Genomic DNA, 12650 nt, shown 5'->3' on the forward strand with positions numbered 1-12650 from the left:
GATCGAAACCGACCAGCAGGGGCAGAGAGTAGCTTAAATCGCGTAGGAAACTGTCCAACGAATGGGGAGTAGCTCAAACTCCAGACGAACTTTCCAGCAGTAACGAGGGAAATCGCCTCGTAACCACAGGTGTCGCAGGAAATAGTCTCATAAGGTACCGACATGCTGGGAGCTTGCCAGCAGCGAATGAGTCCTTCAATCCCTACGTTTTGCACATCGCCATGGGCGTCAAAGCCTCTCCTCCACCCAGTTCCCCACGATCAGCCCCGGCACGCTGTCGAGCGCGCGTTCAGCATCGCGGTTGAGGTCCAGCCGCTTCGGCAACTTGACCTGCGGCACCAACAGGAAGATCGGCGCGGTGACCTTGCCGCGTCCGGTCTTCGAGCGCGACACCACCGCCTGGCCCTTCGTGTTCAGCCGCCCCTCCGCCACCAGCAGGCTCGGGCCCGTGCGGCGATAGACAAACCGTAGTCGCAACCCGCGTCGCCGTTCCCATTCGCCGGGGGTGATCCTGCCGCCGCGCAGGGATTTGCCTGCGGCGGGCAGCGGGATCGCCAGCCAGAACCCGTCTTTGGAGCGGATCAGCGGCCCGGTGTCATGCGCGCCCACGATGACAGGGGCCTTCGACCAGACCAGCGCCGCCGCGTCCAGGCTCTCGCCCGATCTCGGGAAGTTCTGGCTCCGGATCGAATTGGCGAGCCGTGTGCCGAGCCCCGCCCCGGTGATCTGCAATCGCCAAGCCGACTTCAACCCGGTCCCGGCCTCGCGCATGGCGGTCGTCACGGCGCGTTCGCCCGCCGCCACCTCCGCCGCCATCATCGCGACGATGTCGGGATCGATGTCGAGCTTCAGTTTCACGCGGGCCTCAGATCGACGGTCCAGACCAGCCGCTCGCGGTCGCGGACAGGCTCGCCCTGTATGAGGAAGGCCTCGCCGTCGATCTCGATGCGGTCACCGGGCCGCGAGCTCGCCACCTCGGCGAGGCGCAGATCCAGCCGGGAACTCTCCGACCAGATGCGCGCGTCGCCAAAGTTGGTCAAGTCGTCCGGGCGGCGGAGGATCGCGCGGACGAGCGACGGCGCGCCGCCCTCGGCAGTGTAGACGACGTCGCGTGCGAGGTGCGCGTCCGCGAAAAGCGCATCCAGTGCCGCAGCTAAAGCAGTCATCAGGTCCGCCGCGCCGAGCGCAGCACCTGCGGACGGGTGCAGATCGGCAGCGGGTTGCTCTCGATCTCGAGGCGGACCCATTCGTCGCGATCCCGGTCCGGGATCATGCGGGCGTAGAGCGGCAGGCCCACGGTATTGACCGTCTCGAAGGTGTCGGCGGGCGCGTAGTAGATCTCGAAGAGCCCCTCGACGCCTTCGGGATAGAAATACGCCTTGTCGGTGGGCACGCCGAAGCCGAGGCCCCCGCGGTAGCGGCGGAAGGTGATGCCGCCGAAGCTGACCTCTTCGCCCACGCGGCCGCGCAGATCGGCGGCCGCGGCGGTGTTCAGGTAGGTCTCGCGCACCTCCTTGTGGGCCACCAGATCGGCGAAGAAGGCCGAGCCGCATTCGGCGCGGATCTGCACCTGGCCGGCAGCGAGCCCGCCGAGGCTGTCCTCGACGCTCTCGATCAGGGACTGGCAGCGCTTGCGCAGGGCGCCCGATGCCGGGGACGCATTGTCGAGGTCGAAGTCCACCTCCGCGGCCGGGGTGATGGCGAACTCGGTGTAATAGTCCACCACCGTCGCACCATCCTTCGGATCCTTCACCACGCCCTGGATACCGTTGAAGAGGTGGAACTCGAAGGTGGCCTCGGCGTCGTTGCGGAGCCGGCCGAGCTTGCGCGCGACCTCGGCCTGCACCTGCTGGACGGCGGTCTCGGAGCCGAAGTCGCGGATGGACTGGATTTCCGAGGCCCAGAGCACGTCCTGCTTCTTGAACTGGCGGCAGACGAAGGCGCGCATCTCGCGGCGTTCGGGGATCTGGGACTCGTAGGCCGAGCCGCGCTCGGAGAACGGGATCAGAGACAGCGTGCCGTCGCGGCTCTCGATCATCACGGTGCGCGCGCGCACGCCGCGAGCGCCGAAGAGGTTCGCGCCCGACAGGATCGCGGGCTTGTAGGGGATGTTCTCGAGCGCGCGGGTGAGCTCGACGATGGTGAAGGCATCGCCTTCGAAGATGTCCATGGTGGCCATGTTGATGCCTCCGGGTCAGGGATGGTGTGGGGATGCGCGGTCAGCGGACGAGGATGCCCGCGGCGAGGAGCGCCGTGTGGGCGGCCGCGATCTCGGGATCGCTGGGCGTGCCGGTGAAGATCAGGTCGTGGCGGTTGACGATGGCGGGGCCGCGGACGACAGCGACGGCCGGGGCGTCGCCACCGCTGGCGTCGGCCTTGCCCCAGAGCACGGCGACCGCGGTCTCGGTGCCGTCGACGGCCGCCGGGTCGTGCGCGGCGTACTTGCCCGAGGCCGTGATCTGGCCCAGCACGGTGCCGGGGGCGAGCGTTCCGGAGGCGACGGTGATCGTCTCGCGGGTGTAGTCGCGGTGGGCTTGGCAAGCTCCGAGACACGCCGGATCATCGAAGGCTATGCGAAGTCGACCAGAGGCGTGAACAATGTGAACAGTTCACAGCTCTCCAGCCTCCCGATCCCGGCACTTCCGATCGAGCAACAGCACAAACTCGTCCGCCGTGTCGAAGCCGCCTTCGCCCGGATCGACCGGATGGTGGAGGAGGCCACTCGGGCGGCGCACCTGCTCGACCGGCTCGACCAGCGGCTTCTGGCCAAAGCCTTCCGCGGCGAGCTTGTGCCCCAGGACCCCACAGACGAGCCTGCCGACCAACTGCTCGCCCGCATCCAGGCCGCGCGTGCCGCCGCCCCCAAGCCTCAACGAGGCCGGAGAACTCGCGCATGAAGCATGACCTTTGGACATGGGCAGAAGACGCCGTTGACCTCACACCGGAACAACACCGCTGGCGCGCCCGTGATGTCTCATACTACCGGGGGCCCTGGACCAGGTTGAAAGCCATGATCCCGGGCTTCGAGCTGGCGCCCTTTCGACTTGCGGAGGACGCGCCCGAAAACCGGCACCTGCGCATGGTGGTGCGGCAGCCGGTTTCCCAGACCGAACAGCCGATCCCGATCGGCACGGTGTCACCCTCCTACTCGCTGGCCCCTCACGGAGCGGTCGCCGAACTTTGTTACGAGGGTCTCGTCCGGTGCGGCGTGGAGCGGGACGAGGTCCGTCCGGAACTAGGCCTCTCCGAGTTGGGGGAATGGATGAACCTCAGGCTGATCCTGCCGGAGCGATTTTCGATGAAGGAAGGCTCTGGAGAGGAAACGGCGCTGCGCTTGGAGTGCTTCAATTCGGTCGATGGCTCGTCGCGATTGGTGATTGTCTTCGGTTGGCTCCGGTTCGTGTGCGCAAACGGTCTGATCATTGGCGAGACGATGATCGAGATCAGGGAACGACACGACGGATCGCTTGCGCTGGATGAAATCCCGAACCGGATCGAGGCAGCTTTCCGAAAAGCCGAAGAGGATCGAGTGACGCGCTTGGCGCTGCAGCAACATTCCGTGCACGAAGATGCGCTGGTGAAATGGGTAGACGGACCAGTATCAAAGGCTTGGGGCAAGAAGGCGGCGGCACGCGTCCTTCACATTTGCCGCTCCGGCCGCGACGCGGAACTGGACGACCCATTTGCGCCGGGCGAGGCATCCGAGAAGCCTTTGCGGGCTCTGGCACCGGTTGCCGGCTCGGCAATACCCGCGAAGAGTGCGTTCGACGTGATGCATGCCATGAGCTTTGTTGCCACGGGCCGACGAGACGCAATCGAACAGCAGAAGATGCTCCGTGAATTGGACCGGCTGCTGAATGTCTTGCAGACCAGAGAGGCCGCGTAAGTCTTTGGTATGCAGAAATTTGTTGAGACCAGACCATGACCCGTCTTTCAGAAGCACTCGCTCCGCTCGCAGCGCGAATGCCCCGCGCCGTCCGCGACGTCGAAATCCTGCGGGTTGCGGCTCAGCTTGACGGCGACGACTTCGCTGCCGCGACAGAGCAGGCGCGGCGCGCGGTCCTCGCGTGGGCGAAGAAGCGCGCCGGGGGGCCGCTTCCGCCAGAAGCTTGGGAAATGAGAGACTTCGATCTTCCTCGTGGGGGCCGAAACAGTTCGGCGGTGCGGATCGAGACCGATGACACTGACCTTTGGGCGCTGCGCGCCGAGGATCCCGACAAGGATGTAGCTGGGCGGGTTTGGTCCACGGAGGTTGTGATCGGCGGCAAGCTTGGTGAGCGGCCACATGTCAGTCTGAGGCTCATTACAAGCACAAATGAGGCCGATTTCCAGATCGAGCCTCATGTCCCTGGTCTCGTCCTGCAGCTTGTTGATGGACCGGGCCTCGTTCGAGGCGGCCGTGTTCTCGGATCGATTCCCCGAGCGATCGAGAGCGAGAACGCCGCGGAGGATCTTTGCGATCACCTGGAAGATCCCGAGCGCAGGCTCCCGTTGTTCGTGGTGACAATGCCGGAAGGTGTCTCGGATCGCACTTTGATCGCCGACGAAGTGATCGCCAAGGCTACCGCCGGCATAGCCCGGGTCGTACGCGTACCAGCCGATCTGACATGGATTCTGACGAGACGTTTCGGACGTTTTCGTTCAGTCTTCGGTGGCGCGGTCCGTGTCTACATGCCGGGTTTCTCGCCTGCCGACGACCCCTACAGACACCGTCTGTTTCTGGCCGAACACCTTGCGTCCGAAGAGGGCTCCGCAGCTTGCGCAGTTTGGCTCAGGAAAACAGCTGCTGACATTAGCGTGACCAACACGCGGCTTGGGCGCTCTGTGCTCGACTTTACGATGGTCAGGACCGCAAGCCGCCGGTTGCGGACCGATCGGGTGAGAGAGGCGGAGGCTCCGGAAGCCGAGTTGTTGGAGACAGCACGGGAACTGGTCGATAGCCTAGAGAAGCAGGTGGAGGAAAAAGACAAGGAGATCGACGGCTACATCGAGGTCGCAGAAGCTGCCGAGGCGCGCGCACAGGAAGCAGAGCGAGAGAACCGCGCGCTTCTGTACCAGGTTCGACAACTCAAGGACGTACTCGCAAGGGGTGGCGATACCCCCACTACAGAACCTCCCATTCCGCAGGAGTGGCCTGAGTTTCTGGACTGGCTAGATCAGACCTATCCCGACCGTATCGCTCTCACACCGGCAGCACGACGCATGGTGAGGGCGCCGGAGTTCGAGGACGTGGCGCTTGTGGCACGATGCGTCTCTTGGTTGGCTTCAGAGCACTACGACCGCCGGCTCGAGGGAGGAGGCACTCTCCGCGATGCAGCTGTAGAAAGTGGGATCCGCAATGCCCTCTGTGGGGGCGATGAGTACGAAGCAGAGTGGAATGGTCGCCGCCATGTCGTCGACTGGCACCTGAAAAACGGTGGCAATGTGCGCGATCCGAAAAGATGCCTCAGGATCTACTATTTCTGGGAGCCAGATACCCAGCGGACGGTTATTGACCACTTGCCAGCGCACCGCAGAACCGGAGCCACATAGGGGGATGACCATCTCCTTCCCAGATCTTCAAGCGACACCAAGAAGCGCTTGCTTAACATTGTGTACGTTCGATCCCGGTTCCATCTCGATAGCGCCACTGGCATCGAAGTGTTTAGGCTGGGCTCCAATTTTACCTCTGCTTTTCAGCAGCTTGCAGGCTCTACACCAAATCCGCGCAGTCGAGAGGTCCGGAGAATATGGGTAACCGGTGTTCCGGTCACACCTTTCTGACGTAGTTCCAAGGCAGCAGGTCTTCGACCTGGCTCTGCATATGGCCCCGCGCGATGGCGCTGAGGGTTTCGGCCAGCCAGCCGTGAGGATCGACGGCGTTGAGCTTGCATGTCTCGATCAGCGAGGCGATGACGGCCCAGTTCTCTGCCCCGGCATCGTGGCCGGCGAAGAGGGCGTTCTTTCGGTTTAGCGCGATGGGGCGGATGGTCCGCTCGACGGTGTTGTTGTCGAGCTCGATCCGGCCATCGGTCAGGAACATGCACAGGCCGCCCCAGTATTTGGCGATGTATTTCAGCGCCTCGCCCAGAGGCGATTTCGTCGCGACGCGGGCACGGTGGTGGGCGAGCCAGGCTTCCAACTCGGCGACGACCGGTGCGGAGCGCTCCTTTCGCGCCGCGAGGCGGGCCGCGGGATCACTCCCCCGGATTTCGGCCTCGAGGCGATAGAGTTCTCCGATACGTTTCACCCCCTCTTCGGCGATCGGCGCCGAGCCGGTGCGCGTGATCTCGACCAGTTTGCGCCGGGCATGGGCCCAGCAATAAGCCAACCGGATCTCTGGATCGACACGGTCGGGAGCGGCCAGCCGGTTGTATCCGGCGTAGCCGTCGACCTGGAGGATGCCGCCGAAGCCCTGCAGGATCCGCTCGGCATGGTGACCGCCGCGACCGGGCGCATAGCTGAAGGCCACGCCGGGCGGCGCCCCGCCGCCCCAGGGCCGGTCGTCCCGCGCCAGTGCCCAGAAGTATCCCGTCTTGGTCTTGCGCTTGCCCGGATCGAGCACCGGGGCCCGTGTCTCGTCCATGAAGAGCTTGGTCGACCGCTTCAGGTCCGCCATCAGGGCCTCGAAGACCGGGCGCAACTCGAAGGCCGCCCGCCCGACCCAGTCCGCGAGCGTCGAGCGGTCGAGGTCGACGCCCTGGCGGCTTTAGATTTGTGTCTGACGATACAAGGGAAGATGGTCGGCGTATTTGCTGACCAGGACATGCGCGACCGTCGCTTCGGTCGGCAACCCGCCGGGGATCGGACGTGCCGGCGCCGGTGCCTGCACAGCGCCGTCGGTGCAGCTGCGGCAAGCGTATTTGGGGCGGCGCGTCACGATCACCCGGAACTGCGCGGGGACGATGTCCAGCCGTTCCGACACGTCTTCGCCGATGCGATGCAGGCAGCCCCCGCAGGCGCAGGTCAGGCTCTCGGGTTCGATCACCTCCTCGATGCGCGGCAGGTGGTCGGGCAGCGCCCTGCGATCGACCGCCCGGGGCTTGGCGCTGCGCGTGGAAGCCGGGGCATCGGCCTCTTCGTCCGCATGGACCGCGGCAATCGCCGTCTCCAGATCCTCCAGCGCCAGCTCGAACTGGTCCGGGTCGATCTTCTCCGACTTGCGCCCGAAGGCGGCCTGCTTGAAGGCGGCGACCAGCTTCTCCATCCGCTCGATCCGCTCATCCTTGCGCAGATTGCGCGCCGCCGAGGCGGCCAGCATCGCCTTCAGGGCGTCGATGTCATCGGGCAGGTCGGGGACACTCGGCATGGCGCCGACCTATCAGACCAGCCCCGGCTCCGCCCGCCCTACAGCGCGTCAATCTGGGTGAGACGCCAGCGACAATCAGGATGAGATCCTATGTCGCGGCATCGGTGACGTTATCATCGTGATTGCCGCTGGCATGATTTTCTTCGGCTGCTGTTTGTCGCTCCGCGTCAATCAGCGGTGTATTTTTGATTGTCGCGTAAGCCGCAGGCCTGCCTCTCTTCCGTTTCGCCTCCATCGCCGTCCGCCGTCTGTAGCTTTCCACGTTCATCTCGAAGATGGTCGCATGGTGGACGAGCCTGTCGACGGCCGCGAGCGTCATTGCGGGATCGGGGAAGACCTTGTTCCATTCGCCGAAGGGCTGATTGACGTGATCATGATGGACCGCCTCTCGTACCGCGCCGAGATCAGCTCGAAGAGGACGCTGGTTTCGGCCTGGTCCTTGGTGACATAGGCCAGATCATCGAGGATGATCAGATCGAACTTGTCCAGTTTTGCAATGGCGGCCTCGAGCTGCAGTTCCCTGCGCACCCCCTGCAGCTTCTGGACAAGATCGGTGGCTCTCGTGAAGAGCACCCGCCAGCCGTTCTAGATCAGTTTCAGGCCAATGGCGGCCGCTAGATGGCTCCTGCCGCCACCGGGCGGACCGAACATCAGGACATTGGCGCCCTTGGCCAGCCAGCTGTCTCCCGCCGCCATGGCCATGACCTGTGCTTTCGAGATCATTGGAACGGCGTCGAAGTCGAAGCTGTCCATCGTCCTGCCGGGCGGCAGATGCGCTTCGGCAAGATGGCGGGCGATCCAGCGGTGGGCGCGTCCGGCCAGTTCGTGCTCCGCAATAGCGGCCAGGAAGCGGGCGGTCGGCCAGCCCTCCCGGTCAGCCTGTTCGGCGAATTGCGGCCAGAGGATCTTGATGGTCGGCAGCCGCAGGTCGTTCAGCATGATGCTGAGGCGGGCCTCATCGGCGGTATGGGAGCTCTTCATGCCGGTACTCCTGCTGCATCCGCTGTTTTGACCAGGGCCTCATAGCTGTCCAGGGAAACGGATTGCACGGTGACGGCCGGCAGACAGGCCGGGTCCGCGGCGAAGTGACTTCGCAGGACAGCAAGATCGGGGGGACCGCCGGCCTCGAGCACCTTGGCCAGTTCCGCCGCCAGCGCCGGCTCGCAGCTGCGCTCATGCGCCTGACCATGACCGACGCGGCCAGCGTTATGCAAGCGACAGTACCGATGAAGAGTGGGCGCTGGTCGCGCCGTTCATGCCGCCCAGATCCAGGTTGGGACGACCGCGCCGCACCGATATGCGTGCGATCTGGGACGCGATCCTGTACATCGCGGCGACGGGCTGCCAATGGGCAATGTTGCCCAGGAACTTCCCGCCCTTCACGACGGTGCAGTATTATTTCTACCGGATGCGCGACAGCGGGGTGTTGGATATCCTGAACGACGCCCTGGTCGGCGCATCCCGCCTGCTGGCCGGTCGAGACACCGCGCCAACCGCCGGGATCATCGACAGCCAGTCGGTGAAGACGACAGAGAGCGGCGGACCGCGCGGCTATGATGCGGGCAAGAAAACAAAGGGGCGCAAGCGGCATATCATGACGGATACCGATGGCAATTTGCTGGGGCTTGTGACGCACAGCGCCGACATTCAGGACCGCGACGGGGCACCGGGCGTCGTCGCGCAGGCGCTGGAAAGCCATCCGACCCTGGCCCATCTCTTTGCGGATGGCGGCTATTCCGGAGAAACGCTTCGGCAGGCGATGAACGACATCGACGGCCCGGCCATTGAGATCGTCAAGCGCCCGCCCGGCGTCACCGGCTTTGTCGTCATCGCCCGCCGCTGGGTGATCGAGCGCACCTTCGCCTGGCTTGGCCGCTGCCGCAGGTTGGCGAAAGACCGGGAGGCCTCCATCGCCTCCGCCGACGCCTGGATACGCATCGCCGCGATCAGACGGTCAGTCCGCAATATCGCAAGAAAAACCGCTCAGGAATTTTGAGTCAGACTCTCAGGATCATCCGAAACGATGCCGATCCCGACCGATGGTCGTGACTGAGGTGAAGTCGTGCCTTGAAACACCGGTGACTTTTCGATCAAGTGGGCCAAAAGACGGGAGAAGTCAGCATGTTGATCAGGGCGATTGACGGCCTGAACGAGGTCGTGGGGCGGGTCGTGTCTGTCGTCGCTGTGGTTTTCGCGGCAATCATCATCTTTGATGTGGTCATGCGATACGTGTTCAACGACCCGACCCGCTGGGCCTTTGACGTGACCAAGCAGCTTTACGGATTCTATTTCGTGATGCTGGGCGGTTACGCGCTGCGGCATCAGGCGCATGTCCGTGTCGATCTGGTGACGGAGAAGCTGGGCAACCTCGCGCGGCGCTGGGTCGAGGTGGCCGGTTATGTCATCTTCTTCTTTCCCTTCGCGTGGGTCTTCATGACCCGTTCCTGGGATTTCGGGATGACCTCGTGGAACCAGGGGGAAACGACCTACGGGTCGGTCCAGCTTCCGGTCTATCCGCTCAAGCTCGCCATGGCCGTGGCGGCCGGGCTGCTATTCCTGCAAGGCATCGCAGAGGTGCTGAAGCTCATCCTTGGTCGCGAGGTGCCGCATCATGACGCCTGAGCTCATCGCCGTGAGCATGTTCGGCCTGCTGCTTGCCGGCCTGTTCATGGGGCACCCGCTGGCCTTCGTCCTTGGCGGCACCGCCGTCCTCGGCGCGCTGATCGCGGGCAAGCCGATGGTGCTGGGCATCGTCATCAACCGCATCTTCGGCGACGTGCTGGACAACTTTACGCTGATCGCGATCCCGCTATTCATCCTTATGGCGCGGTTCCTGTCCGATAGCGGCGTGACCGACAGGATGTTCGAATCCCTGCGTCTGCTCATGTCGAACGTGCGCGGCGGGCTGGCGCTGGCTGTGGTCTTCATCTCGATCCTGCTGGCGGCCACGACCGGGATCATCGGGGCGTCCATCACCGTGATGGGCGTCATGGCGCTGCGCCCGATGTTGCAATACGGCTATTCTCCGACGCTGACGACGGGCGTGATCGCCGCCTCGGGCTGCCTCGGCATCCTCATCCCGCCGTCTATCATGCTGATCCTCATGGCGTCCTACTCGCCGCTCTCGGTGGGCGAGTTGTTCGCCGGGGCGATGTTCCCCGGCATCCTGCTGGGTCTGCTATACGCCGTTTGGGTGGTGATCGTTGCGATCATCAGCCCGGCCTCCGCTCCGGCGGTGGAGCCGGACGAGAAGATCGAGCGCAGCGCGCTTCTGCGGATGCTGGCCATCGAGGCGGTGCCGCCGCTGGTGCTGATCCTCGGCATCCTCGGATCGCTTCTGGCCGGTATCGCCACGGCGACCGAAGCGTCGGCGCTGGGGGCGTTCCTTGCCCTGATGATCGTGATCGTGCGCGGAAAATTCCGGCTGCGGACGTTCTATTCCGCCATGCTCGAGACCGGGCGCACATCAGCAATGATCCTGTTCATCGTTATCGGGGCCACCGCATTCACGGGCGTCTTCAACATCACCGGCGGTCTGCGCGCCACGCAAGAGATCATCCGCAACCTCGACATGGCGCCTGCCCTGCTGATTGCGATGATGCTGTTCATCGTCTTCATCCTGGGTGCGTTTCTGGACTGGACGGGGATCGTCCTGCTGTCGTTTCCGATCTTCCTGCCGATCATCCAGGAAATGCAGATCGATCTGCTCTGGTTCGTCGTGCTGATGGCACTTGTGTTGCAGACATCGTTCCTGACTCCGCCTTTCGGATATGCGCTCTTCTACCTGCGCGCCATCGCCCCGCGCGAAGTTCGCACAGGACAGATCATCGCGGGGGTCGTACCGTTCATCGGGCTGATCATCGCGATGAGCGTGGCGGTGGCGGCGCTGCCGCAATTGGTGCTTTGGCTGCCCGATACACTCTACAAAAATTAACCAAACGGAGGCGTTATCAATGAAACTGACACATCTGATCGCAACGGCCACGATGTCGTTCGGCCTGACCGGTGCCGCCACGGCGCAGGAAAGCTGGACCATGACGACCACATGGCCCTCGTCGCTCGAACTGATCGAGATCGACCGGAACTTCGTCGATCTGGCGAACAAGCTGACCGGCGATGCGCTTACGATTGAATTCTTCGAAGGCGGCGCGCTGGTGCCTGCCGGAGAAGTTTTTGGCGCCGTCGAATCCGGCACAATCCAGGCAGGCGGCGACTGGCCCGGTTACTGGGCCGGCCGCAATTCCGCCTTTTCGCCACTGGCGACGACCGCATCGCTGTTCAACGCGGTGGATTACGTCAACTGGATCCAGCAATGGGGCGGTGCCGAGCTCTATAACGAGATCTACGGAAAATTCGGCATGGTCTACCTGCCCTACGGCGTGACCAACAACGAATCCGGCTTCCGCACCAACAAGAAGATCGAGACGCTGGACGACCTGCAAGGCATGCGCCTGCGCTTGTCCGGTCTGGAACAGGGGCGGCTGCTGGAGCAACTCGGCGGAAGCCAGGTGTCGATGGCGGGTGGCGAGATCTACCAGTCGCTGGAGCGCGGCGTGATCGACGGTGCCGAGTTCTCCACGCCGAACGTGGACTGGTCGGGCGGCTTCCAGCAGGTCACGACCTTTTGGGCGACGCCGGGCTGGCATCAGTCCGCCTCCGTCTTTGGCGTGATGGTCAACAAGGCGTCATGGGACGCGTTGTCGCCCGAAACGCAGGAAGCGTTGCAGATCGCGGCGGACGCGAACCTGATTTGGTCATTGGCCTTTACCGAAAAGCGCGCCACCGAAGCCTACCAGCAATTCGAGGACGCGGGCATCGAGATCACCCGCTACGACGACGAGACTCTGGCCCGGGTGCAGGAAATGGCGAACGAGGTGATCGTGACGACCGCCTGCGAGAACCCCGACAGTGCCAAGGTGTATCTGAGCCAGGTCGAGTATCTCAATGACTACGCAAAATGGCGCGACGCGTCGGCACCGTTCAGCCTCGGTCGTACGCCCGACGGCCCCGATGCCGAAAAGCTGCGGGAATGCGTGGGGAATTGAACTTCCGCAAACGAAACGAAACCGCAAGGGCCCGCATATTGCGGGCCCTTGCGTATACGGCAGTCCGAGCGCATGTTTTTCGGAGGTGCGCGGTGATGAAATTTCAAAGATGCTTGCGAGTGCAGATGTGGAAAAGGACCGGATGAGAGAAAATCCGACTCTGCTCGAGGCGTCTTTCGTGAGCCCGGCCAAGAAGAAAAGCATGATCCGGCGCGACCATCCCGAGCTTAGTATCAGCCAGCAATGCCGCCTGGTGAAGCTAAGCCGATCGGCGTTCTACTACGCTCCGGTCGGGGTCGATGCGGCGACGCTGGCGC

At 63.8% G+C, this 12650-nt stretch carries 10 protein-coding genes and 3 pseudogenes; 7 read left to right on the forward strand and 6 right to left on the reverse strand.

From position 1 onward, the window contains the following. Nucleotides 1–228 precede the first annotated feature (228 nt). Genes GE300_RS21330 through GE300_RS21345 form a run of 4 tightly spaced genes read right to left on the reverse strand, consistent with a single transcriptional unit; the run spans nucleotide 229 to nucleotide 2600 of the window. Complete coding sequence (locus GE300_RS21330; RefSeq protein WP_325063351.1) at nucleotides 229–858, reverse strand: DUF6441 family protein; 630 nt, start codon at nucleotides 856–858, stop codon at nucleotides 229–231. Further along, nucleotides 855–1166 (reverse strand): head-tail joining protein, encoded by a 312-nt coding sequence (locus tag GE300_RS21335; RefSeq protein WP_154449565.1) that lies wholly within the window; start codon nucleotides 1164–1166, stop codon nucleotides 855–857. The genes GE300_RS21330 and GE300_RS21335 overlap by 4 nt, the downstream gene beginning before the upstream one ends. Next, nucleotides 1166–2179, reverse strand: a complete 1014-nt coding sequence (locus GE300_RS21340; RefSeq protein ID WP_154449567.1) for a major capsid protein — start codon at nucleotides 2177–2179, stop codon at nucleotides 1166–1168. The genes GE300_RS21335 and GE300_RS21340 overlap by 1 nt, the downstream gene beginning before the upstream one ends. Nucleotides 2180–2219: 40 nt before the next feature. After that, nucleotides 2220–2600, reverse strand: coding sequence for a head decoration protein (locus GE300_RS21345; protein ID WP_325063353.1), 381 nt, complete (start codon nucleotides 2598–2600; stop codon nucleotides 2220–2222). On the opposite strand from GE300_RS21345, the gene GE300_RS21350 reads away from it, so the two are divergent. The 3 genes from GE300_RS21350 to GE300_RS21360 are packed head-to-tail and all read left to right on the forward strand — an operon-like array spanning nucleotide 2529 to nucleotide 5532. Beyond that, a complete protein-coding gene (locus GE300_RS21350; protein WP_154449569.1) occupies nucleotides 2529–2897 on the forward strand; it encodes a restriction endonuclease subunit S domain-containing protein in 369 nt (122 codons plus the stop codon). The genes GE300_RS21345 and GE300_RS21350 overlap by 72 nt on opposite strands. After that, complete coding sequence (locus GE300_RS21355; protein WP_154449572.1) at nucleotides 2894–3886, forward strand: DUF932 domain-containing protein; 993 nt, start codon at nucleotides 2894–2896, stop codon at nucleotides 3884–3886. Before GE300_RS21350 ends, GE300_RS21355 begins: the two co-directional genes overlap by 4 nt. A gap of 35 nt (nucleotides 3887–3921) precedes the next feature. Beyond that, nucleotides 3922–5532 carry a hypothetical protein gene (locus GE300_RS21360; protein ID WP_154449574.1) on the forward strand — a complete coding sequence of 537 codons (1611 nt, stop codon included), beginning with the start codon at nucleotides 3922–3924 and terminating at the stop codon, nucleotides 5530–5532. Nucleotides 5533–5749: 217 nt separating this feature from the next. On the opposite strand, the pseudogene tnpC reads toward GE300_RS21360, so the two are convergent. Next, nucleotides 5750–7288 (reverse strand): annotated as a pseudogene (tnpC, locus tag GE300_RS21365) (IS66 family transposase). Nucleotides 7289–7376: 88 nt separating this feature from the next. Then, a pseudogene (gene istB, locus GE300_RS21370) lies at nucleotides 7377–8269 on the reverse strand (IS21-like element helper ATPase IstB). A gap of 205 nt (nucleotides 8270–8474) precedes the next feature. Here istB and GE300_RS21375 point away from each other — a divergent pair. The 4 genes and pseudogenes from GE300_RS21375 to dctP all read left to right on the forward strand — a co-directional run. Further along, nucleotides 8475–9284, forward strand: a pseudogene (locus GE300_RS21375) (IS5 family transposase); the annotation flags it as partial. A gap of 125 nt (nucleotides 9285–9409) precedes the next feature. Then, complete coding sequence (locus GE300_RS21380; protein ID WP_154449576.1) at nucleotides 9410–9910, forward strand: TRAP transporter small permease subunit; 501 nt, start codon at nucleotides 9410–9412, stop codon at nucleotides 9908–9910. After that, on the forward strand, nucleotides 9900–11222 hold the full coding sequence (locus tag GE300_RS21385; RefSeq protein ID WP_233417289.1) for a TRAP transporter large permease: 1323 nt from the start codon (nucleotides 9900–9902) through the stop codon (nucleotides 11220–11222). The genes GE300_RS21380 and GE300_RS21385 overlap by 11 nt, the downstream gene beginning before the upstream one ends. A gap of 19 nt (nucleotides 11223–11241) precedes the next feature. Continuing rightward, nucleotides 11242–12333 carry a TRAP transporter substrate-binding protein DctP gene (gene dctP / locus GE300_RS21390; protein ID WP_154449578.1) on the forward strand — a complete coding sequence of 364 codons (1092 nt, stop codon included), beginning with the start codon at nucleotides 11242–11244 and terminating at the stop codon, nucleotides 12331–12333. Nucleotides 12334–12650: the final 317 nt, after the last annotated feature.

This window comes from Halovulum marinum (assembly GCF_009697225.1).
Classification (GTDB): domain Bacteria; phylum Pseudomonadota; class Alphaproteobacteria; order Rhodobacterales; family Rhodobacteraceae; genus Halovulum; species Halovulum marinum.